General features: G+C 64.7%; 24 protein-coding genes. 5 read left to right on the forward strand and 19 right to left on the reverse strand.

From position 1 onward, the window contains the following. Window positions 1–58: 58 nt before the first annotated feature. Window positions 59–1,417: an O-linked N-acetylglucosamine transferase, SPINDLY family protein gene (locus AC6IY7_RS03830; RefSeq protein WP_497781704.1), complete on the reverse strand. Its 1,359-nt coding sequence runs from the start codon at window positions 1,415–1,417 to the stop codon at window positions 59–61. A 196-nt stretch (window positions 1,418–1,613) separates the two neighbouring features. On the opposite strand from AC6IY7_RS03830, the gene AC6IY7_RS03835 reads away from it, so the two are divergent. Continuing rightward, window positions 1,614–2,243 carry a hypothetical protein gene (locus AC6IY7_RS03835; protein ID WP_497781705.1) on the forward strand — a complete coding sequence of 210 codons (630 nt, stop codon included), beginning with the start codon at window positions 1,614–1,616 and terminating at the stop codon, window positions 2,241–2,243. Window positions 2,244–2,301: 58 nt separating this feature from the next. On the opposite strand, the gene AC6IY7_RS03840 is transcribed toward AC6IY7_RS03835, so the two are convergent. From AC6IY7_RS03840 to AC6IY7_RS03895, 12 genes are all read right to left on the reverse strand, one after another. Further along, complete coding sequence (locus AC6IY7_RS03840) at window positions 2,302–2,673, reverse strand: VOC family protein (RefSeq protein WP_497781706.1); 372 nt, start codon at window positions 2,671–2,673, stop codon at window positions 2,302–2,304. A 21-nt stretch (window positions 2,674–2,694) separates the two neighbouring features. Then, entirely contained in the window at window positions 2,695–3,777 is a 1,083-nt protein-coding gene (locus tag AC6IY7_RS03845) for a sulfate/molybdate ABC transporter ATP-binding protein (RefSeq protein ID WP_497782774.1), read from the reverse strand. A 13-nt stretch (window positions 3,778–3,790) separates the two neighbouring features. After that, the gene (gene cysW / locus AC6IY7_RS03850; protein WP_497781707.1) at window positions 3,791–4,669 is read right to left on the reverse strand and encodes a sulfate ABC transporter permease subunit CysW; all 879 of its coding nucleotides are present in this window, start codon (window positions 4,667–4,669) and stop codon (window positions 3,791–3,793) included. Window positions 4,670–4,700: 31 nt separating this feature from the next. Next, window positions 4,701–5,567 (reverse strand): sulfate ABC transporter permease subunit CysT, encoded by an 867-nt coding sequence (gene cysT / locus AC6IY7_RS03855; protein ID WP_497781708.1) that lies wholly within the window; start codon window positions 5,565–5,567, stop codon window positions 4,701–4,703. 15 nt (window positions 5,568–5,582) lie between these two features. After that, window positions 5,583–6,611, reverse strand: a complete 1,029-nt coding sequence (locus tag AC6IY7_RS03860; RefSeq protein ID WP_497781709.1) for a sulfate ABC transporter substrate-binding protein — start codon at window positions 6,609–6,611, stop codon at window positions 5,583–5,585. A 140-nt stretch (window positions 6,612–6,751) separates the two neighbouring features. Next, window positions 6,752–7,330: a hypothetical protein gene (locus tag AC6IY7_RS03865; RefSeq protein WP_497781710.1), complete on the reverse strand. Its 579-nt coding sequence runs from the start codon at window positions 7,328–7,330 to the stop codon at window positions 6,752–6,754. Window positions 7,331–7,510: 180 nt separating this feature from the next. Further along, window positions 7,511–8,806 (reverse strand): bacterial ammonia monooxygenase, subunit AmoB, encoded by a 1,296-nt coding sequence (gene amoB / locus AC6IY7_RS03870; RefSeq protein WP_497780822.1) that lies wholly within the window; start codon window positions 8,804–8,806, stop codon window positions 7,511–7,513. A 161-nt stretch (window positions 8,807–8,967) separates the two neighbouring features. Further along, a complete protein-coding gene (amoA, locus tag AC6IY7_RS03875) occupies window positions 8,968–9,726 on the reverse strand; it encodes a bacterial ammonia monooxygenase, subunit AmoA (protein ID WP_497780823.1) in 759 nt (252 codons plus the stop codon). A gap of 260 nt (window positions 9,727–9,986) precedes the next feature. Further along, window positions 9,987–10,757 carry a bacterial ammonia monooxygenase, subunit AmoC gene (gene amoC, locus AC6IY7_RS03880; protein WP_497780824.1) on the reverse strand — a complete coding sequence of 257 codons (771 nt, stop codon included), beginning with the start codon at window positions 10,755–10,757 and terminating at the stop codon, window positions 9,987–9,989. A 570-nt stretch (window positions 10,758–11,327) separates the two neighbouring features. After that, window positions 11,328–11,837, reverse strand: coding sequence for a 2-amino-4-hydroxy-6-hydroxymethyldihydropteridine diphosphokinase (gene folK / locus AC6IY7_RS03885; protein ID WP_497781711.1), 510 nt, complete (start codon window positions 11,835–11,837; stop codon window positions 11,328–11,330). Next, entirely contained in the window at window positions 11,834–12,610 is a 777-nt protein-coding gene (gene folP / locus AC6IY7_RS03890) for a dihydropteroate synthase (protein ID WP_497782775.1), read from the reverse strand. Before folP ends, folK begins: the two co-directional genes overlap by 4 nt. Window positions 12,611–12,704: 94 nt before the next feature. After that, window positions 12,705–13,079: a 4a-hydroxytetrahydrobiopterin dehydratase gene (locus AC6IY7_RS03895; RefSeq protein ID WP_497781712.1), complete on the reverse strand. Its 375-nt coding sequence runs from the start codon at window positions 13,077–13,079 to the stop codon at window positions 12,705–12,707. Between the two features lie 226 nt (window positions 13,080–13,305). On the opposite strand from AC6IY7_RS03895, the gene AC6IY7_RS03900 reads away from it, so the two are divergent. Continuing rightward, window positions 13,306–14,274 carry a beta-ribofuranosylaminobenzene 5'-phosphate synthase family protein gene (locus AC6IY7_RS03900; protein WP_497781713.1) on the forward strand — a complete coding sequence of 323 codons (969 nt, stop codon included), beginning with the start codon at window positions 13,306–13,308 and terminating at the stop codon, window positions 14,272–14,274. A gap of 12 nt (window positions 14,275–14,286) precedes the next feature. On the opposite strand, the gene AC6IY7_RS03905 is transcribed toward AC6IY7_RS03900, so the two are convergent. After that, window positions 14,287–15,042 (reverse strand): haloacid dehalogenase type II, encoded by a 756-nt coding sequence (locus tag AC6IY7_RS03905; protein WP_497781715.1) that lies wholly within the window; start codon window positions 15,040–15,042, stop codon window positions 14,287–14,289. A 236-nt stretch (window positions 15,043–15,278) separates the two neighbouring features. Here AC6IY7_RS03905 and AC6IY7_RS03910 point away from each other — a divergent pair, with 236 nt between their 5' ends. Further along, window positions 15,279–16,157, forward strand: a complete 879-nt coding sequence (locus AC6IY7_RS03910) for an AraC family transcriptional regulator (protein WP_497781716.1) — start codon at window positions 15,279–15,281, stop codon at window positions 16,155–16,157. Window positions 16,158–16,291: 134 nt separating this feature from the next. Further along, a complete protein-coding gene (locus tag AC6IY7_RS03915; protein ID WP_497781717.1) occupies window positions 16,292–16,996 on the forward strand; it encodes an acid phosphatase in 705 nt (234 codons plus the stop codon). Between the two features lie 65 nt (window positions 16,997–17,061). Here the strand turns inward: AC6IY7_RS03915 and AC6IY7_RS03920 are convergent, their stop codons facing one another. Beyond that, complete coding sequence (locus AC6IY7_RS03920; protein WP_497781718.1) at window positions 17,062–17,352, reverse strand: YMGG-like glycine zipper-containing protein; 291 nt, start codon at window positions 17,350–17,352, stop codon at window positions 17,062–17,064. Window positions 17,353–17,471: 119 nt separating this feature from the next. Here AC6IY7_RS03920 and AC6IY7_RS03925 point away from each other — a divergent pair, with 119 nt between their 5' ends. Then, complete coding sequence (locus AC6IY7_RS03925; protein ID WP_497781719.1) at window positions 17,472–18,770, forward strand: metallophosphoesterase family protein; 1,299 nt, start codon at window positions 17,472–17,474, stop codon at window positions 18,768–18,770. A gap of 274 nt (window positions 18,771–19,044) precedes the next feature. Here AC6IY7_RS03925 and AC6IY7_RS03930 read toward each other — a convergent pair whose 3' ends face one another. The 4 genes from AC6IY7_RS03930 to rpmD all read right to left on the reverse strand — a co-directional run bounded on the left by AC6IY7_RS03930 (window position 19,045) and on the right by rpmD (window position 21,957). Then, window positions 19,045–19,626, reverse strand: a complete 582-nt coding sequence (locus tag AC6IY7_RS03930; protein ID WP_497781720.1) for an adenylate kinase — start codon at window positions 19,624–19,626, stop codon at window positions 19,045–19,047. Then, window positions 19,623–20,957, reverse strand: a complete 1,335-nt coding sequence (gene secY, locus AC6IY7_RS03935) for a preprotein translocase subunit SecY (protein WP_497781721.1) — start codon at window positions 20,955–20,957, stop codon at window positions 19,623–19,625. Before secY ends, AC6IY7_RS03930 begins: the two co-directional genes overlap by 4 nt. 314 nt (window positions 20,958–21,271) lie before the next feature. Then, window positions 21,272–21,754, reverse strand: a complete 483-nt coding sequence (gene rplO, locus AC6IY7_RS03940; RefSeq protein WP_497782776.1) for a 50S ribosomal protein L15 — start codon at window positions 21,752–21,754, stop codon at window positions 21,272–21,274. 14 nt (window positions 21,755–21,768) lie between these two features. Then, the gene (gene rpmD, locus AC6IY7_RS03945) at window positions 21,769–21,957 is read right to left on the reverse strand and encodes a 50S ribosomal protein L30 (RefSeq protein ID WP_497781722.1); all 189 of its coding nucleotides are present in this window, start codon (window positions 21,955–21,957) and stop codon (window positions 21,769–21,771) included. Window positions 21,958–21,963: the final 6 nt, after the last annotated feature.

Raw genomic sequence — 21,963 nt, forward strand, 5'->3', positions numbered from 1 at the left:
CGCTGACGCGAAAGCCGCCTTCTCCCTTGTGGGAGAAGGAAACGCGCCCATCGTCGCGCTACCCCGCCAGAATGGCCGCCGGCGGCAGGCCCGCCGCATGGCGCCGCCACATCGTCTGATAGAGCCCCTCGAGATCGCGCGTATAGCCGTCCACATCGAACAGCGCCGCCCCGGCGCGATTGCCGGCGAGCTTGGCCCTCGTTCTCGCCAACCGGCCCGGATCCGCGGCGAGGCCGCTCGCGAGATCGAAATAGCCGCCGAGATCGTCGGTGATGAGCTCGGGCATGCCGACCGCGCGCAGCAGGCTCCCCGCGACACGCGACGGAAAGGTCGAGCCGCTGCAGGTGATCATCGGCGCGCCAGCCCACAGCGCGTCGCTCGCCGTCGTATGGGCGTTGTAAGGCGCCGTGTCGAGGACGAGATCGGCGAGCTGAAGTCTGGCGAGATGCTCGCCCTGCGCCATATCCGGCGCGAAGACGAGACGATTCGCGTTCACGCCCCGCTGCCACGCCTCATTGCGCAGATTGCCCTCCGCCATAGGCGCGGCGAGCAGCCACAGGACGCTGCCGGGCGCGGCGTCCAGCAGCCGGCACCAGACATCGAACATCTCCGGGGTGAATTTATAGGCCTGGTTGAAGCAGCAGAAGACGACGCCCTGCTCCGGCAGCCCCATGGCCTTGCGCGCGGGCTTCAGCCCGATCGCCCCGGCGCGGCCGCGCGGCTGATAGCTGTGCGGCATATAGGCGAATGATTCCGAATAATCGGCGGCGGATGCGAGGGGCGTCACATAATCGTCGGTGATGATGTAGTCGCAGAGCTCCGCGCCGAGCGTGCCGGGATAGCCGAGATAATTCACCTGCACGGGCGCCGGACGCAGCATGAGGATGCCAGTGCGCGCATTGGCGGTGAAGCCCTTGAGATCGATGAGTATGTCCACCTCGTCGCGATGGATCGCGCGCGCGGCGTCGCCATCGGAGAGCGCCTTGATGTCGACGAAGGAGTCGAAGGCGCCGACGAGGCGGCGGCGCATCGCCTTCCCGTCATCCGCCCCATAGGAATAGGCGTTGACCGAGAAGCGCTCGCGATCATGCGCCTCGAGCGTCTCGATCAGCAGCAGCGCCGTCGCATGGTCGTGGAAATCATTGGAGAGATAGCCGAGCTTGATCTTGCGCCCGTCCAAGGCGCGGAAGCGGAAGTCGAGCGAGCGCCGCTGCGTCGCGGACGCCGCGCGCCGATCGCGCGTCCACAGCTCGGAGCAGCGCCGCTGATCCGTCGCGCCGACGCCGGGCTGCGAAAGGAGAAGAAAGGGCGACAATGCGCCGGAGCCGTCCGCCTCGAGAAGATCGTCGAGCGCTTTCGCATCCTCTGCGAAATCGTCCCATTCGCACATGCTGCGGCTGCGTCCGGAGAATCGCATCGCCGTCTCCCGGGTCGAAGTGCCTTCGCCTGGGCATGAGGGCGCATGTCGCCTTCTGGATCAGACATCGGACCGAAGCAATCGCCGCGCCATTTCTCGGCGCTCTCGGGTATAAGCGGAGCCGCATGGCGACTCCTCTGCTTTTATTTTATGAAAGTTCGATCCGAGATGCGCTTTCGACATATGGGGCGTCGAAATGGACGATGTTCTGAGGACTCAAAGGCTTCTGCAGCAGGAAGCCGACCAGATCGTCGAGCTCCTCGATCTGGACGGTTTACTGAGCCGCGTCGGCAAACCGATCGGGGTCGGCAGTTACGCTCTCGGCCTGATGGTTCGCCGAGACATCGACATCACCGTGGTTTGCGAAAGCCTATCCGGCGAGGCGCGCGAGGCCTTCATTCGCGCTGGAGCCGAACTCATGTCGATGGATCGCTATGTGGTTTCCGTCCGCTTCAGAAACGACAGCGGCGCGTGGAACGCCGATCCGGCAAGCTATCCGGACGGCCTGTATCTCGGAGTGTCGGCGCGCGCCGGCGACGGAATCGACTGGACTCTCGATATATGGGCGGTGGATCGGCCCGAACGGCAACCAGACCTGCGCCACTTGCAGACGCTCCCGCCGCGTCTCGACGACGACCGCCGGAAGACGATACTGATCATCAAACAGGCGTTGGCGGCGATGAAATCCGGATCGTCGGAAAACAGGATTCCGAGCGCATATGTCTATGAGGCCGTCGTCGAGGACGGCGTCGGCGGGGTGAAGCAGTTCGCCGAATGGCTCGCTGATAAGAAGGCGATCACATCCCTCTCGTCCGCTGTTCTCTGAGCCTTCGCCGCCGTCCGGCGCTTCAGCGGCAGAGTCGAGCGCCGGCCACCCCGCGAAGCTACTCGTATACGGCTTCGAGCTTGTGTCCGTCGAGGTCGATCACGAATGCAGCATAGTAGCTCGGCCCATAGCGCGGCCGCGGACCGGGCGCTCCGTCGTCCTGCGCGCCGCGCGCGAGCGCTTCGGTGTGGAAAGCGCGAACGGCCTCGGGAGTCGGCGCGACGAAAGCCAGATGAAAGCCCGCGTCGACGCCTATGTCGGACGCCGAGCGTTGCTTCAGAGCGAAAGGCTCGCGCCCATCCGGCGTCCCATAGCCGACCGACCTGGATCCGGTGTAGAGCCGCACATAGCCGAGCGCAGCGAGGACGGCGTCATAAAACTCCACTGCCTGCCCGAGATCGGACACGCCGATCGACAGATGGCTGATCATCGTTTGACCGCCGGGCCCGATTCAAATCCCCGCGCCGTCGCCGAGCGTCTCCTCGGCCGCGGTCGAGAAAATCCGCACATTGTTCAGCGACAGCGGCACGCTGCTGCCGAGCTTCGCGCCCTCGCGGTCATCCGTGTCGACCTCGACGGTCTGGTCGTAGCCGGGAATGGAGATCGAAGCGCGCAGGCCGGCGGCCGTGCGCCGCACCGACTCGACGCGACCCTCGAGCGCGCCGATCTGGCCGCCATGCAGAGCGATATCGGCGGGACGGAAATAGACGCGCGCCGGTCCGTTGCGCAGATTTTCCGAGGAGACGTGCAGCTCCTTGCCCTGGAAGATCACCTTGCCGTCGGCGACCTGCACCGGCAGCGCCAGCGCCTCGCCGACGAAGGAGAGCACGAAGGGCGAAGCCGGCCGGTCATAGAGCTCGTCCGGCGTGCCGATCTGCTCGATGCGGCCCTTGTCCAGCACCACGACGCGATCGGCGAGCTCCATCGCCTCGTCCTGGTCATGCGTCACGAAGACGGTGGTGAGGCCGGTCTGGCGATGCACATCGCGCAGCCAGCGGCGCAAATCCTTGCGCACGCGCGCGTCGAGCGCGCCGAAAGGCTCGTCCAGCAGCAGCACGCGCGGCTCGATGGCGAGCGCGCGGGCGAGCGCCACGCGCTGCCGCTGGCCGCCGGAGAGCTGCGCCGGATAGCGCGCGCCGAGCCCGTCGAGCTGCACGAATTCGAGCAGCTTTCGCGCGCGCTCGGCGATCTCCGCGCGGGACGGACGCGAGCGGCGCGGGCGCACCTTCAGCCCATAGGCGATATTGCCGGCGACGGTCAGATGCTTGAACAGCGCATAATTCTGGAACACGAAGCCGACGCGCCGCTCCTGCACCGACAGCGTCGTGGCGTCCTCGCCGTCGAAGAGAATGCGGCCGCGTTCGGGATTGGAAAGGCCGGCGATAGCGCGCAGCAGCGTCGTCTTGCCCGAGCCCGACGGCCCGAGCAACGCGACCAGCTCGCCGCGTCCGATCGTCAGATTGACGTCGCGCAGCGCCGGATAATCGCCGAAATCCTTCTCGACGCCCTCGATCCGGATCTCGACGCCATACAGATGCGGCGCGCCGTCAGTGACGGCGTCTGCCGGCGATTTGACCGGCGAAGCGCCATTCGAGAAGCGTCTTGAATCCAAGAGTGACGAGAGCCAGCCCAGCCAGGAGGGAGGCGAGGGCAAACGCCGAGACGATGTTATACTCATTGTAGAGGATCTCCACCTGGAGAGGTATCGTGTTGGTCAGGCCGCGAATATGGCCCGAGACGACCGACACCGCGCCGAACTCGCCCATGGCGCGGGCGTTGGCGAGGAGCACGCCATAGAGCAGGCCCCATTTGATGTTGGGCAAGGTCACTGTGAGAAAAGTGCGGAAGCCGCTCGCCCCGAGCGTCAGCGCCGCCTCCTCCTCCACTGTCCCCTGCTCCTGCATGAGCGGGATCAGCTCGCGCGCGACAAAGGGGAAAGTGACGAAGATCGTCGCAAGAACAATGCCCGGAATGGCGAAGACCACCTGAATTCCATGCGCGGACAAAAACGGCCCGAAAAGTCCCTGCGAGCCGAAGACGAGCACATAGACGAGGCCCGAAACGACCGGCGAGACCGAGAAGGGCAGATCGATGAGCGTGATCAGCACGCTCTTGCCCGGAAAGGAGAATTTCGCGATCGACCAGGCCGCGCAGAGGCCGAAGAGCGCATTGAGCGGCACGACGACCGCCGCGACGACCAGAGTGAGGCGGATCGCTGCGCGCGCATCCGGCTCGTCGAAGGTCGCGAAAAAGGCGCCGGCGCCCTTGGCGAGAGCCTCGGTGAAGACGACGGCGAGCGGCAGCAGCAGGAACAGGCCGAGAAAGCCCACGGCGACGCCGATCAGCACATAGCGCGTGAGCGGAGCCTCCTCTGTCACGCGGCGCGGCGCGGCAATGGAAATCGCGGGAGCGATCGCCTCAGACATTTATGATCGCCTCAGACATTTATTGATCGCCTCAGACATGGCCGAACCTCCTCTGACTCCACGCCTGGATCAGATTGATCGCGAGCAGCACGGAGAATGAGATCGCCAGCATGATCGTCGCAATGCCAGTGGCCCCGGCATAGTCGAACTGCTCCAGCTTGACGATGATCAGCAAGGGCGCGATTTCCGAAATATAGGCGAGATTGCCGGCGATGAAGATCACCGAGCCATATTCGCCGACGCTGCGCGCGAAAGCCAGCGCGAAGCCGGTGAGCAGCGCCGGCAGAATCGGCGGCAGCAGGACGCGCCAAATCGTCTGCGCGCGGTGCGCGCCGAGCGTCGCCGACGCCTCCTCGAGCTCGGCGTCGATCTCGGCGAGCAGCGGCTGCACCGTGCGCACGACGAAAGGCAGGCCGACGAACACCAGAGCGACCAGAATGCCCCAGCGCGTGAAGGCGATCTTTATGTCGTAATCGGCGAGCGGCTCGCCGAGCCAGCCATTGGGCGCATAGAGCGCCGCGAGCGCGATGCCGGCGACCGCCGTCGGCAGCGCGAAAGGCAGATCGACGATGGCGTCGAGAAAGCGGCGGCCCGGAAACTCATAGCGCGTGAGCACCCAGGCGGTGACGAGGCCGAAGACCACATCGATCGCGGCCGCGGCGAAGGAGATGAAGAAGCTGGTGCGCAAGGCCGCCGCCACGCGCGGCTCGAGGGCGATTCCAACGAGCCCGGAGAAGCCGAGCGCCGAGGCGCGGATGATCAGCAGCGACAGCGGAAACAGGACGACGAGGCTCAGATAGAAGATGGTGAAGCCGAACGTCGGCCCGAATCCGGGAATGACGCTCGGAGCCGTGAAGCTCCGAGCCTTTCTTTTCGCGGTGGGCGCGGAGGCGCTCATGAGAGATCCCGAGCTTTATTGCTTTTGAATATCGTCGAAGACGCCGCCGTCGGCGAAGTGGGTCTTCTGCGCTTTCGTCCATCCGCCGAAAACCTGATCGACGGTGAAGAGCTCGAGCTTGGGCAAGCGCTTCAGATCGTCCTTAGCGGCGAATTCCGGATGCGCGGGACGATAATAATTCTTGGCGATGATCGCCTGCGCGGTCGGCGTGTAGAGGAAGTTCAGATAGGCCTCCGCCGCCTTGCGCGTGCCTTTGGGATCGACATTGCCGTCGACGACGGCGACCGGCGGCTCGGCGAGGATGGAGGTCGAGGGCACGATGATCTCGAATTTGTCCTTGCCGAACTCCTCGAAGGCGAGGAAGGCCTCATTCTCCCAGGCGATCAGCACGTCGCCGAGACCACGCTGGGCGAAGGTGATCGTGGAGCCGCGCGCGCCAGTGTCGAGCACGGGCGCATTCTTGTAGATCGCCTTGACGAACTCCTTCGTCTTCGCCTCGTCGCCATTGAACTTCTTGAGGCCGTAGCCCCAGGCGCCGAGATAGTTCCAGCGCGCGCCGCCCGAGGTCTTGGGATTGGGCGTGACCACCGAGACGCCGGGCTTGGCCAGATCGTCCCAATTCTTGATTTTCTTCGGATTGCCCTTGCGGACCAGGAAGACGATCGTCGACGTATAGGGCGAGGCGTTGTTCGGCAGCTTCTTCTGCCAGTCGGGCGCGATCTTGCCGGTCTTGTTCACGATCGCGTCGATGTCGGCGGCGAGCGCCAGCGTCACGACATCGGCGGAAAGGCCGTCGATCACCGCGCGCGCCTGCGCGCCGGAGCCGGCGTGGGACGCCTGGATCTCGATGGTCTCGCCGGTCTTCGCCTTCCAATCGGCAATGAATGCGGGATTGATCGCCTTATAGAGCTCGCGCGTCGGATCATAGGAGACATTGAGCAGCGCCGTCGCCGCCTGCGCCGTCGCATCGACGAGGATCGACATGCTGGCGGCGAAAGCGATGGCCGCGCCGAGGCGGCGCCGCGAGATTGAAACGCTCCGCATTCTGGTCTCCTTGTATGGTCTATAAATTCAGTCATTTTATGGACTAATATATTTCGACCTGGCTGTAAACGGGGGCGCTCGCTCACAGAGCGTCGTTTTCATGGTTTTTCGAGAGGATCGTAGCGCGACGCTCGGATCGATCAGCGCCGCGAGCCGCTGGCATGCGTCCGGCTGGAGATGAACAGAAACAAGGCGAGGAAGCCCGCGGCGGCGATCAGGTAATAAGGGCTGATCTCGATACGACGCTTGCCCACGGAAAAGGGAAAGCGCGCCTTCCAATGCTCCCCGGCGGCGCCGTCGACGGTGACCTCGCCGACGAATTCGCCCGGCTGAGTGAAGACATGCGCGAAAGAAAACGTCCCTTTGGGATAGATCTGCGGCGCCAGCGACGCAGTGGTCGCGGCCTCTATGTCGACAGGATCTTCGCCGTCGTCGGTCTGGCGCAGGATGCGGAAGCCGGCCTTCATCTCGCGCAGCTCGGGCGCCGCATAATCGAAAACGAAGATCGTCTCCCCCAATTGCGGGGCGTCCTCGCAGAATTTGCGCTGCTGCGGGTCTCCGGGCTGATAGCCGGCGAAATACATGAGCTCCGGGCCGATCTTGAGCACGCAGCTGTCTTTGTCGGGGAGCAGATCGCCGCGCGCCGATGCGATCGACGCCGCGCTCGTCGCGATGAGCGAAGCCAGCAAGAGCGATTGAAAAAAACGGCGGCTCGACATGCTCTTTCCCCCGATGAGCGCCGAGAGGTCTCGATTGGACTTAATCCGCTCTCGCTTTCGTTGCAAGAAGCGCCGGAACGATGAGACCAAGGCCCTCACAAAAAGAAACCGGCCGGGCGCGAGGCCCGGCCGGCGAATGTTTCAGCCTCTATCCGAGGTTCGATCAGAGCATGGGTTCGATCAGGGCATGTCGCCGGCGACGAACTTCGGAATGACCGGGCCGCCGATCTCGGTGGCGTAGCGCTTGCCCGACGGGCCGAAGAACATCAGCAGACCGCCGATCTGGCTGTCCGTGTCATAGGCCAGATCCGAGAGACGCTCGATATCCCAGCGCGCGTCCTGAATCTTCACCTCGATCGTCTTCGTCTCGCCCGGCGCGATCGGCGTCGGATCCGTCGACAGACCGCGGTCGGCCAGCAAATAGTCCGGGAACTCGGGCTTCGTCGTGAACACGTCGGGGTTCAGGAAGCGAAGGCCGGCAGCCGTATATTCGCCGAGCTTCAGCGGCTCGTCCGTCTTGTTGGTGATCTTGACCTGGATCGTCAGCTCGCGGCCCGGGACCTTGTAGACGCCGCCCTTGAGGTCGGCGAGAACAACCTTGGTGCCCACGCCAGCCGTGCCTTCCTCGACGATCGGCGTCAGCGGCTTCTGCAAGCCGGCCTGAAGCGGGATCGTGCGCGGGAAGGTGCTGTTCGTCACGGCGTAGCCGATGATCGTCGCCAGGATCGTCACAGCGAGAACGATAGCGCCGACGCGGCGGTCGTCGTCACCGATCTGCTCCTCGTCCTTGCCTTCGCTGATGCGCAGGTAGGAAGCGATGATGCCCTTCTTGAAGAACCAGTAGAGGATCCAGGCGGCGCCAGCGATCATCCACGGGAAGTGCCAAGCGTAGATGCGGTCGATGCCGTAGGTCTCGAGGTCCACGGTCGTGCCGTCCAGCAGCGTGACAGGGTCGCGGAAGTCCGCCATGTCGCCCTTGATCTCGATCCACTGGCCGGGTCCGATGATCGGGCCGCCGCCTTCGACGTTGATCTGCGCATGAACGTGCCAACGGCCCGCGCGGCGCGCCTTCAGATCGATCTGGAACGCATAGTCCTTGCCGACCTCGAGCGAAACCGAGCGCGGAGCGAACTGCTCGCCGATGAACTGAGCCGTGCGAACCAGAACCGGACCCGGCTCGCCGGCGTTCAGGAACGACGACTTCGGGTTCGCGACGGCCTGCGGCCAAGCCGAGAACACGTGCACCTTGCCCGAAAGCACCATCGACTCGTTGACGTTCAGCGAGGTCTTCGACCACTTCACGTCATACCAGTTCAGCGTGCGCATGCGCAGGAACGCCTGCTGCGACTTCTCGCCATGCGCCGACGCCGGAGCGACGGAGCCCATTGTCGCAGCGACCGCAGCCGCCATGCCCAGGCCGAAGAGCCGAGCGACCCGTCCGGTCGCCAGCACGGCCATTCTCTCCAACAGTTTCATGGAACAACCTCCCAAGTTTCTCTTCGCGGACCGGCCCTGCGGGCCGGTCGTCCGCTGTCGTCCTTGTCGGGAGCGGCTCGGTCCCGGACTCTCTTGCAGGAGCCCTTCGCAGCCGCCCCTCCTCGCGTGAGGGATCTCGTGATCCACGACCTTGCGGTCGATCAGATCTTGCTGATCACCTTCGTGGTGGAGTACCACTTGCCGACGAACCACCACAGGAAGTACACGAGCATCGACACGAAGCCCGAGAAGAACGCGGCCACCGGCACGACGTCCTTACCGAAGGTGCGCAGCGTGCCGCGCTCGACCATGCGGATGTATTCCGGCATCGAGGTGCGGACGAAGTGGAGGCCGATCAGATCGGCCAGAGACATCAGCTGACCATGCTGCTCGGTCGCCTGGTGGAAGGCGGCGATCGCCGGCCAGTTGTTCGGGTAGAACAGCAGGCCCCAGCCCAGAGCGCCGACAACGGCCGTGATCACATAGCTGCCAGACAGCAGCAGGATGATGTCCAGCCACAGAGCCGGAACGATCAGAGCCGACGGGAACACCAGGCTGATCGGGAAGTAGGTCCAGCCCCAGAAGTTCACATAGCGGTTGATCCACTCGCCGATCAGAAGGCCCAGAACCGCGAAGGTCGCGCCGAACGGGAGCTTGAAGTTCTCCCACAGGAACGCCTGCGACGCAGCCGCGAAGGTCACGCCCAGGATCGGGATGACCGTCGGCCACATACGACGGTCTTTCCAGTCGACCCAGAAGTCCCAGTCGCCCGCCGTCAGCATGAAGTGAATGTGATAGCCGCCCAGCACTGCCAGAAACAGCAGCGTCAGAATCAGCCAATCGGACGTCTTGACGCATCCCGCCGCTTCCGCGACGGAATGGAAAGGCCCGATAGCCCCCCCGCTCTTCGATGTAGACATCACTCTTCTCCTTGGTGTCTGTCCGCCCGACGTCTTTGCGCCGGCGTCTCGAGACCTGTCTCCGGCTCTCTCGCGCCGGATTGTCCTTTGAAATACGCCTCTCTCCGGCGGGCTCTTTTCCACTCCTCGCCGAAACCCCGTCCGAACCGCCGGCGTGCGGCTGTCCGGACGAAGCCTTCGTCCCGGGAGCATTCGGAAAATTCAGTCGCCAGAGGCGGCCGTCCGCGTCGAGACGCGGGCGGCCAGAGCTCAGGCCGCTATCAGCCGATCAGCGCCTCGACGCCGTCCTTGCCCAGCAGGCGCTTCACATTGCCCAGGATCTGCAGGACCACGCCGAACACGCCCAGCGCCATCCAGCCGAAGAACACGAAGCCCCAATGCAGCGGAGCGACGAACAGCTCTTCCATGAACCAGAAGGTGTGGCCCCACTCGTTCAGGCCGACATTCGGGATGATCATGAACGGGCCGATGGCCACGATCAGGAACGCCAGCGAATAGCCGTGAGCGAAGTAAGGGATGCGGGTCTTGGCGTAGAAGAACGAGCCCACGCCCATGATCGAGTAGATCGGATAGCTCAGATAGAACTCGATGATGTGCGACGGCGTGAAGTCCGTGTCGCGAATCACCGTCATGTGCCAAGTGCCGTCCTGCTCCGTGAAGAAGCTCGCGCCCCAGTAGATCGCGACCGCGTAAACGGTCAGCCACTGCAGCAGCACGACGTGACGACGAAGCTCCTCACGCGGAGTCACCGCGTCGACATTGCGGTCGCGGGTCTTCCACAGATAGCCGGCGAGGCCGAGACCGGCGACGAGCTCCAGCGGAATTTCCGTCCACAGCATCGTCAGCCAATACGTCTGGAACTCCGGAGCGAACGAGTCGAGACCCGCGCGCCAGCCGAAGATCTGCTCGTAGATACGGATGAACAGGTAGAAAATGTTGAGGACGGCGATGCCGATCCACATGGTCTTCAGGTCCACGATGGCATCTGAGCCGGCGGCTGCGCCGGCCGATGTCTCTGTCGTAACGCTCATCTCAATTCCTCCTAAGTGCTCCCAGGGATTCTCGAAGCGATTTCGCCGCGTCCCGCCTCCCTGCTCGGCACGCGCCTTCGTCTCCGCGGTTGATTGTCAAAGCAGGCGCTTCCTCGCATCGGACGAAGCGCTGTCCCGACCTCCCGTTCTCACCCCCGCGCCAATCCTTTCGAAAGGATCGACCGAAGGCTTTCTTCTTGTTTGCTCGGAGACGAATTCTTTCGAAATCGCCGCGCGAAACGAAAACCCCGGACGTCCGACGCCTCCCAGCGACCAAAACATCCGAAACGCCCCCGTTCGGCGAGCCGCAACCATTTCCGTTCCGCCTCGTAATGACAATATCCAATGGGGTAGTATATGGCAATCTATTGACGGGTATTGGAAACTTTTTAGGGCGGGGTCGCCTTCCCCTAAGCAATCATACTACCCACCCATAAGCACATTGATAGAGAACTTCGATCAATTTATATATTACGTAATTTCATATAGTTATTAGAATTTCTCACGGCGCTTTCCACTCCCCGCCCATATGGGCCATATGACTACCCTTTCAGGCTGTGGCGTCATAGCTCATCGGGCGTCGGTGGACTTTTCCTCCCAGATTCCGATCCCATCCGCGGCGCCTTCGGCGGCGGCGCGTGCGATCGACATGCCGTCGAGCGTCAGATCGGCTCCGATCTCGGCCAGCGGCTTCAGCACGAAGGCCCGCGAGAACAGCTCCTTATGCGGCAGAGTGAGCTCTGGGTCATCCAATGTGTGATCGCCGAGAAACAGAATATCGACGTCGATGAGCCGCGGTCCCCAGCGTCGCGTCGGAGTGCGGCCCATATCCGCCTCTATCGTCTTGACCGCCGCCAGCAGCTCATAGGGAGAGAGGCTAGTCCAGCCGAGCGCGCAGGCGTTGGCGAAATCGCCCTGGTCGAGATCGCCCCAGGGCGGCGTCCGGTAGATGCGCGAGACGGCGTCGAGGCGGGCGATCCGGCGCTCCGCGACGAGCGCGACCGCCCGTCTTATATTGGCCGGCCTATCCCCGAGATTGCTGCCGAAGCCGAAGCCGACGCGTGTCTCAGCCATCGTCATGATCGTCTTTGTCCCTTTGTTGTCAGAGTGTCGAGCACGGCGAAGGCCGCTTTGTGCTCGGCCGCGTCATGGACGCGGAAGATCCGCGCGCCCTCCATCGCCGCGATGAGATTCGCCGCCACAGTGGCGATGAGGCGCGCATCCACCTCCGCGCCGAGCAGCGCTCCGAAGAGGCGCTTTCGCGACACGCCGATCAGCACGGGCCGCCCGAATCGCAGCAGCTCGGGCACGGCTCGCAGGGCCGCGAAATCCTGCTCGCGCGTCTTGCCGAAGCCGACGCCGGGATCGAGAATCACGCGAGACTCCGGCACGCCCGCCGCCGCGGCGATCTCCAGAGAGCGCTCGAAAAAGCCGAGCATGTCCGAGACGATGTCGATTTCCGGCGCGATTTCGGCGCGATTATGCATGGCGACGACGCCGGCGCCCGCCTCGGCGATCGCCGGGGCCATATCGGGATCGCGGTGCAGGCCCCAGATATCATTGACGATCGCGACGCCCGCGGCGAGCGCGCGGCGGGCCGTCTGCGCTTTATAGGTGTCGATAGAGACCGGGACGCCACATTGCGAGACAAGCGCGTCCAGCAACGGCGCGAGCCGTGTCCATTCTTCTTCGGCGGTGAGGGGCGTGTGGCCCGGCCGCGTCGATTCGGCGCCGACGTCGACGATATCGGCGCCGTCGGCGGCGAGCTTCCTCGCCTGGGCCAGAGCGGCCTCGGGCGCGAAGAAGCGGCCGCCGTCGGAAAAGGAATCGGGCGTCACATTGACGATGCCCATGATGACCGGCCGCGTCTCGACGAGCGAAAAGAACCGCTCGCGCGACGTCTCTCGAGTCGTCGTCACTCTCGTCTCCAAGGGGTAGAAATTTCGGTCAGTCGTATTTGATATAGGCGAAGCGCTGGTCGGTCTCGGGCGTTCCCTCGAGCGCGCCGCCCTCCTTGCCCGGCCGCCAGGAGACGACCTCCTCGATCTTGCGCGCGAGCTCGAAATCCTTGTCGGTCACGCCCTTGGCCGTATGCGTCATCAGCTTCACCTCGACAAAAGCGTAGGAGGCGGCGATGTCCGGATGGTGCCAAGCGGCCTCGGCGAGATGGCCGACCGTATTGACGACCATCAACGTGCCCTTCCAGCCATGGGTCTTGAATTTGCGACGAATCCAGCCGTTCTCGAACCGCCAGTGCGGCAGCTCGGCGGCGAGGCGGGCGGCGATCTCCTCTTGCGAATACACGCGCTCCTCGGCGGCCATGGCGTCCCCCTCTCTCGCTCGTCTTCCCGGACGAGCTCCTGATCCCCAGACGAGCCCTTCTTCTCCCGACGGGCCCTTGCTTCTCCAGACGAGCCCTTGCCTTCGCACGCGCGGCGCCTTACTCGGCCTAGTCGATTGCGCGCGAGGCCCGTCGACGACGGCGTGAAACCGCGCCGGGAAGCGAGATATAGCGGATATTCCGCACAAAGTCCGAAAATGAGGCTCCATGCCGATCAGCGTGAGCGTCGTCGCCGCGGCGAGACTGCATCTCGGCTTCCTGGACATGAATGGCGCGCTCGGCCGCAAATTCGGCGGGCTCGGCCTCTCCATCGACGCTCCGACGACGCGACTCACGCTGCGGCCGGCCGAAACGATGGAGGCCACGGGCCCGGACGCCGAGCGCGCCCGCGCGCTGCTGGAGAACGCCGTCGCGGCGCTCGCGCCCGGCAAGCGCTATAGGCTGACGATCGATCAGGCGATCCCGCCGCATTCGGGCCTCGGCTCCGGCACGCAGCTCGCGCTGGCGATCGCCGCCGCGCTGCGCCGCATCGAGGATCTGCCGCAGCATGTGGAGGCGGACGCCGCTCTGCTGCAACGGGGGGCGCGCTCCGGCCTCGGCGCCGGGCTGTTCACGCGCGGCGGCCTCGTCGTGGACGGCGGCCGCGGCGCCGACACCACGACGCCGCCCGTCCTCTCCCGCCTCGCCTTCCCGGAGGATTGGCGCATTCTTCTCGTGTCCGATCCCGCTGCGATCGGCCTCCACGGCGCCGCGGAGCGCAAGGCCTTCGCCGAATTGCCGCCCTTCTCGGAGGCGGACGCCGGGAAATTGTGCCGGCTCGTGCTGATGCAGGCGCTGCCGGCGGCGGCGGAAGCAGATTTCGCCGCTTTCGGCGGCGCCGTCACGGCGATTCAGGCGATCGTCGGGGATTATTTCGCGCCGGCGCAGGGCGGGAGACGCTTCACCAGCGCGGCCGTCGAAAATCTGCTGGCCCGGCTGGCGGAGGCCGGCGCGACCGGAGTCGGACAGACCTCCTGGGGACCGACCGGCTTCGCCTTCACGCCCAATGAAGCGGAGGCCCGACGCCTCGAGGCGCGCGTGCGCGACGCGGCCGAGCGAAACGGCTTGTCGCTCGCCGTCGTCGCCGGCTCGGACCGGGGCGCGCGCATCGACGCGGTCTACGCCGACATCGCCTGAGCCCCGCCGCTCTCACGAGCGTCCGAGGACGAACTCCAGCAGGCCTTTCATATCCGGGGCGATTTTGTCGGGCGCGACGCCGAGCTTTTCGGCCGGCAGGCCGAAACGGTTCACCCAAATGGTCGGATAGCCGAAGGCCTTGGCCCCATAGGCGTCCCAACTGCCGAAAGCCGCGAAGAGAATCTCCTCCTTGGCGAGCTTCAGCCGCGCCATTCCGAGCGCATAGGCCTTGGGATCGGGCTTATAGGTCTTATTGACCTCCGTGCTCAGCAATTCCTCGAAATAGCCGGTGAGGCCGGCGCGCTCGGCATTGGCCTGCAGCATTCGGCCGCTGAAATTCGCCAGGGTGATGACGCGCACGCCGGCGGCTTTCAGCCGGCGCAGCGCATCCAGCGTATCCGGCCAGGGGGTGAGCGTCAGATAGGCGTTCAGCAGGCGCTCGCGCTTTTCCGGCGGAAGATCGAGCTTCATCGCTTCGGCCGCATAGGCGAGCGCATCGCCCGTCACCTCGAAAAAATCCGCGTGTCGGCCGGTGAGCGAGCGCAGGAAGCAATATTCGAACTGCTTGGCGCGCCAAAGCTTGGCGAATTCCGCGCCCTTGCCCGGATAGGCCGCCTCGACCGCCGGAATCACCGAATTGGCGTCGAAGAGCACGAAATAGTCGAAAGCCACCGCCTTGAAGCGCGGCGTCGGCGGCCCCTCCGCCCGGGCGAGCCCCAAAGGCGCGACACTGAAGAGGAGGAAGAAAAACACTCTGGTCAATTTCATGACGGCTTCTCCGCTAGCGCGGCCTAGAGTCTCTTGCTTTGACGCGCTTCCGACGCCGAACCGGCGTCTGCTTCGGCTGGAAGCGCTCTATGCGCCGCGCTGTCGAGGTTCGACGGCGGCCTTTCCCGTGTTTCATCGGGTCGGCGAGAAATTTTCAAGGGGGCCCGCGAGAGAGCAAGATCGGTCGAGCGCGCCGCCGACCCGACGGCTTACATGAAAGCGCCACGGAGGAAGCGATGACGAAAGCGGCGCTCGAGAAATACCAGACCCGAATGCGACGCGTGCTGGATCATATCGACCGGCATCTCGACGAGGATCTGGACCTTACGGCTCTCAGCGGCGTGGCGGCTTTCTCGAAGCACCACTTCCACCGGCAGTTCAGCGCGACTTTCGGCCTCTCGGCGCATCGCTATGTCCAATTCGCCCGCATGAAGCGCGCGTCCTATCGGCTGGCGTTTCGCGACGACGCCAAGGTGATCGAGATCGCCATGGACGCCGGCTATGAGGCGCCGGACGCTTTCGCCCGGGCGTTTCGTGATTGCGTCGGGCAAACGCCGTCGGCCTTCCGCAAATCTCCCGATTGGGAGCAATGGCTCGCGGCCTTGCAGCCGCTCGACAAAGCCAGGAGCGCAAACATGATCTATTCGCCGAATGATGTGGCCGTGCGGGAGTTTCCGGCGACGCAGGTCGCCATTCTGACCCATAGAGGCGACCCGGCGCTCGTCTATGAGACCGTGCGGCGCTTCATCGATTGGCGCAGAGCCGCAGGGCTCGGGCGCGATATCGCCGCGACCTATACGATCTTCCCTTGCGACCCGCGCACGACGCCGCCCGACGCGTTCCGTCTCGACCTCTGCGCCGGCGCCAATCGTCCGATCGAAACCAATGCGCAGGGCGTCGCCGCCGGCGTGATTCCGGGAGGACGCTGCGCCGTTTTGCGAGTCATCGGCTCCAGCGAAAATCTGGAGCAGGCGGCGCTGTTCCTCTATCGCGACTGGCTGCCGTCGAGCGGCGAGGAGGCCCGCGATTTTCCGCTATTCTGTCAGCGGATCAGCTTCTTTCCCGATGTCCCCGAGCATGAGACGATCACCGATCTGTTCCTGCCGATCGAATAATCGCCGGCGGAAAGCGACGAGCCGGTCATCGCGCCGACATCGAATTTCGGCTAGAAAGCTTTACCCCGAGCGCGCGGCCGGGCGGCCCGGGGACCGCGCGAGATATCGAACGACGGCCGCCGGGATCCCAATAAATGAAGAAGACAGCCGCGACGTTCTTGGTTTTCGCTCTGCTCTGCGCGCCCGCCGCCGCGCGCGACGCGGGCTTCGTCACGCCGGAGCAGAGCCATCCTCTCGAAATACTCGCCACGCCGCCCGCGCCGCATTCCGCGACGAACGACGCCGAGCTCGCCGAGCTGCATCGCATCGAGGATGCGCGCACCGCCGAGCAGGTCGCGCGCGCCAAAGCGGACGACGACAACCAGACGATCTTCCTGTTCAAGACCGTCTTCGGCGACAAATTCACCAAGGAGAATTTGCCGGCCGTCGACGCGCTGGGCGCGCGGCTGAAGGCGGATGAATCGGCCAATACGGGCGCCGCCAAGGAGGCCTTCCACCGCATCCGGCCGTATAATGTCGACAAGACGCTGCATCCGGTGTGCAAGACCAAGACGAAGGACGATTCCTATCCGAGCGGCCATACGACGGTCGGCTATCTGATGGGTCTGGCGCTGATCGATCTCGCGCCGGAGCGACGCGACGACATTCTCGCGCGCGCCGATGATTACGCCCATAATCGTCTCGTCTGCGGCGTGCATTTCCCGACCGACGTGGCCGCGGCGCGGCTGATCGCCTATGCGGTGCATGCGATCACGGAGCTCGATCCGGACTATCGAAAAGCGGCGGCCGCCGCCCGTGCCGAGCTGCGCAGCGCGCTCGGTCTCGCCCGCGCCGATTGATGCGGCGGGGCAGCCGAGAGAAAAAGCAGCGGACGCGAAGCCAAGGGCTCCGCGTCCGCTCTCGTTCAGTAATTATAATAGGCGACGCAGACGCGATTGCCGTAGTAATCCCAACCCCAGCGGGCGCATTGCTGCGGCGGCGCCGTAGCCGCTCCGACGACGGCGCCGGTCGCAGCGCCGATCGCCGCCCCCGCCAAAGTGCCGCCGGCGCGGCCGCCGGAGGCCGCGGCGCCGATCGCCGCTCCGCCCGCGCCGCCGATCAAGGCGCCGCCCGCGGCGCGCTCACCGGGCGTATTGCAGGCGGCGAGCGGCGCGGCCATGGCCAACGCCGCCGCCAGAACAAAAATCTTCTTCATGGAGTGTCCCTCCCTCCGTGTGAGCCCATGCGACGCGCCTGGCCGACGGCGATTTCGTCGATGCGGCCCGCATTTCGCAGCGGCCGAGCCCGAGACAACTTTCCGAAACCGGCGAAAAGATGACCCCTGTCGACGCAACGCCCTACAAATCCCACGCTTTCGACGCGAATGACAGAGGAGAGTTTCGCGCAAGGGCGTTCGCCTTGCTGCTGCTCGTCGCGGTCTCATTCGTCGGTCCGGCGCGCGCCGGCGATTCCTATCGCTGGCTGCAGGCGACGGCCGAAGGCTGGCAGGCGCGCGCGATCACGCAGAACGCCTCCTGTCCGACGGCCGAGATCGACGGCAGCGCCGTCCTCATGACGCCGCGCGCGCAGCCGGGAGACGGTTTTCCCGTCACCATTTGCGCCGTGAATGTTCCAAAAGGCGCGAAGAGCGTCGCCATCGACGGCTCGCCGCTCGCGCCGCCGCCCGCTCGCGTCGACAGGATTCTGGTGTTCGGCGACACGGGCTGCCGGCTCAAGGGCATGTTCTTGCAGGACTGCAACTCGATCCGCGCCTGGCCGTTCCGCCTCACCGCGGATATGGCCGCCGAACTCGCGCCGGATCTCGTCGTCCATGTCGGCGACTATCACTATCGCGAAAACGCCTGCCCGGCGGGCGTGAAGGGCTGCGCCGGCTCGCCGCATGGCGACAATTGGGAGACCTGGAAAGCCGATTTCTTCGAGCCCGCCGCCGCCCTGCTCGGCGCCGCGCCCTTGGTGCTCGTGCGCGGCAATCATGAAATCTGCGCGCGCGCCGGCAACGGCTGGACTCGCGCCCTCTCACCCGTTCCACCCTCCGAGGACGGGCGATGCATCGAGCGGGAGGAGGCCTATCTGGTCGATCTCGACAATCCGAAGCTCTTCGTCCTCGACACGACCGAGGCGGAGGAGCGCACTGTCGTCGGCGAGCAGGCCGCCTTTTTGCGCAAGCAGCTGGCGGTGGCGAAGGATATCCCCGGACCGGTCTGGTATGCGTTCCACAAGCCGATATTTTCGCTCTTCCAGTCCAAGAAGGGAGAGAGGCTCGGCGTGAACGAGACGCTCGCCGCCGCCGCGCATGACGGCCTGCCGAGCGGCGTTCAGGCGATCCTGTCGGGCCATCTGCACGCATTCGAGGCGATGAGCTATCGCGAAGATCGGCCAGCGCAATTCGTCGTCGGCGTCGGCGGCACGGCAATGGACCCGAACATTCCCGCCAATTTCGACGGAGCGACGATCGGCGAAGCGACGGTCGAGCGTGGCCGCGGGGTCGCCGCCACTTTCGGCTTCGCGACCTTCGAGCGCGGCGAGGGCGAGTGGATCGTCACCAATTATGACGCACATGCGGCGCCGCTGCTGCGCTGCCATTTGCGCGGACGCAAGATAGATTGCGAGTGACGCCGTATCCGCGCGCAGCGTTCACCAGAGCGTTTCCAGCCGAAGGGGATACCGGTTCGGCGTTGGAAACGGGTCAGAACAAAAGCATAGAGCCTTTCCGTATTTCATTGAAACACGGAAAGGCTCTAGCGAATATCGAGCGAGCCTGAAGGCTCGCGGTCCAGAGTGCGCGTCGGACCGCGAGCCTTCAGGCTCGCATCCGTTCGAGCTACCCAGAAACCGTCGCGGCTCGCGCGTCTCATTCGACGCCGAGAACCCGAAGGCTCCCGCGCGCTCAGCGTGTCAGCGCCTGCTCGATCGCCGCGCTGACGGCGTCGACCGGCGCCATGCCGTCCACCAGCTTCAGCTCGCCCTTGCCGGCGTAATAATCCGACACCGGCGCCGTCTGGCTGCGATAGGCTTCGAGCCGCGTCTTGAACGCCTGCGGATTGTCGTCGGCGCGAACATCGCCCCCGCGGGCGCGCGTCTCGTCGACTCTATTCTGCATGCGCGCGAGGAGAGCGTTCTCGTCGACGCCGAGCTCTATGACGGCGTCGAGCCGCAACCCTTCGCGATCGAGCAGCTCATCGAGCGCGCGCGCCTGCGCGACCGTGCGCGGAAAGCCGTCGAGGATGAAGCCGCCCTCGGCGTCCTTCTGCTTGATGCGTTGGCCGATGATGCCGACCACCACCGCATCCGGCACCAGCGCGCCGCGATCCATGATCTCCTTGGCCTCGAGGCCGATCGGAGTCCTCGCCTCGACGGCGGCGCGCAGCATGTCGCCGGTCGAAAGCTGAGGGATCGCATATTTCGCGACGAGCCGAGCCGATTGCGTGCCCTTGCCCGCGCCCGGCGGTCCGAGCAGCACCAGCCTCATTTGCGTCGCCCGCGCAGTTTCGTCTTGCGGATCAGGCCCTCATATTGATGGGCCTGGAGATGGCCGTGGATCTGCGCAACCGTATCCATCGTCACGCTCACCACGATGAGCAGCGAGGTGCCGCCGAAATAGAAGGGCAGATTGGCGTAGGAGATCAGCATCTCCGGCAGAAGGCAGATGATCGCCAGATAGGCGGCGCCGAGCACGGTGATGCGCATCAGCACATCGTCGATGAATTTCGCCGTGCGCTCGCCAGGGCGTATGCCCGGAATGAAGCCGCCATGCTTCTTCAGATTATCGGCGGTCTCCGTCGGATTGAAGACGATCGCCGTATAGAAGAAGGCGAAGAACACGATCAGCCCCACATAGGACAGCATGTAGAGCGGCCGTCCATGCCCGAAATAGGCGGAGATGGTCGCGAAAATATTGTCCGTGCCCTGCGTCTGGTAGAAATTGGCGATCGTCGTCGGCAGCAGCAGCAGCGAGGAGGCGAAGATCGGCGGAATGACGCCGGAGGTGTTGAGCTTGAGCGGCAGGAAGGACGTCTGCCCCTCATAGACGCGATTGCCGTGCTGTCGTTTGGGATAGGTGATGAGCAATCGCCTCTGCGCTCGCTCCATATAGACGATGAAGGCGATGACGAAGAAGGACATGGCGATCACGCCGAGGATGACGCCGGTCGAGATCGCGCCCTGCTTGCCGAGCTCGAGAGTGCTGAGGATCGCCGCCGGGAAGGCCGCGACAATGCCCGCGAAAATAATCAGCGAGGAGCCATTGCCGATGCCGCGCGAGGTGATCTGCTCGCCGAGCCACATCAGGAACATGGTGCCGCCGACGAGCGTGCAGACGGTCGTCAGGCGGAAGAACAGCCCCGGCTCGGTGACGACGCCTTGCTGGCCCTCGAGGCCGATCGCCATGCCGTAGGCCTGGAACGTCGCCAGAATGACGGTGAGATAACGCGTATATTGGTTGAGGACCTTGCGGCCCTGCTCGCCTTCCTTCTTCACCTGCTCGAGCGACGGTATGACCGTGGTCAGCAGCTGAATGATGATGGAGGCGGAAATATAGGGCATGATGTTCAACGCGAAGATCGCGCTGCGCTGAACGGCGCCGCCGGCGAACATGTTGAACAGCTCGAGCACGCCCTTCGATTGGCCGAAGAAGCTCTTGGCGAAGGCGTCCGGGTCGATGCCCGGCAGCGGCACATAAGTGCCGAGGCGATAGACGATCAGCGCGCCGAGCGTGAACCAGATGCGTTTCTTGAGCTCATCCGCCTTGCCGAAAGCGGAGAAATTGACGTTGGCCGCAAGCTGTTCGGCTGCCGATGCCATGGGCGAGGCTCCCTCGTCGCGCGCCGCGCGGTTTTTTTAAGCGAGCGTCGAAGCGACGCAGCGCTGCCCGCCGCGACGCCGCGCTCCGATTTCGGCCAAGCCCTGTCGAAGGGGCCGGACCCGGCGCATGTCTATCGCACGATGTCGGCGAAAAAAAAGTCTAGCCTCTTCTCGCCGGCTCGCACAGGCGACTCCGTATCACGACGGATGGGCGGATCGCCAGTTTTTTGGTCGATACGACTAACTTCGAGGCGGCAAAAATAGGCCGCCTCGAATGATCGTCCGGTCTTCGCGAGGCGAAACGGGCGTCGGCGTCAGGCCGAGGCCGGCTCCTCCGCCGCGACCAGCAGCTTGATCGAACCGCCAGCGCTCTCGATCGCGGCCACGGCCGATTTCGACGCGGCCGCGACCTCGAAGGCGAGCTTCGCCTCGAGCTTGCCATTGCCGAGAATCTTCACGCCGTCGCGCGGCTTGGCCACGACGCCGGCGGCGATCAGCGCCTCGAGGGTGACCGGCGCGGCGGCGTCGAGCTTGCCCGCTTCCACCGCCTGCTGAATGCGGCCGAGATTGACCTCATTATAGTCGGTCGAGAACGGATTGTAGAATCCGCGCTTCGGCAGACGGCGATGCAAAGGCATCTGGCCGCCTTCGAAGCCTTTCACGGCGACGCCGGTGCGGGCCTTCTGGCCCTTCACACCGCGTCCCGCGGTCTTGCCCTTGCCGGAGCCGATGCCGCGGCCGACACGCATGCGATTCTTGCTTGCGCCGGGATTGTCGGAGAGGTCGTTGAGCTTCACCATTGTTCCGGCCCTCACTTCTCGTCGACGATTTTGACGAGATGCGCGACTTTCGCGATCATCCCGCGCACCGCGGGCGTGTCCTCGAGAGTGCGCCGACGACCGATGCGGGTGAGGCCGAGGCCCGTCAGCGTCCTACGCTGACGCTCCGGACGGCCGGTCGCGCTGCCGGTCTGTTCGACGGTAATCTTCTTATCGCTCATCGCAAG

The organism is Methylosinus sp. is20ea, assembly GCF_059718135.1.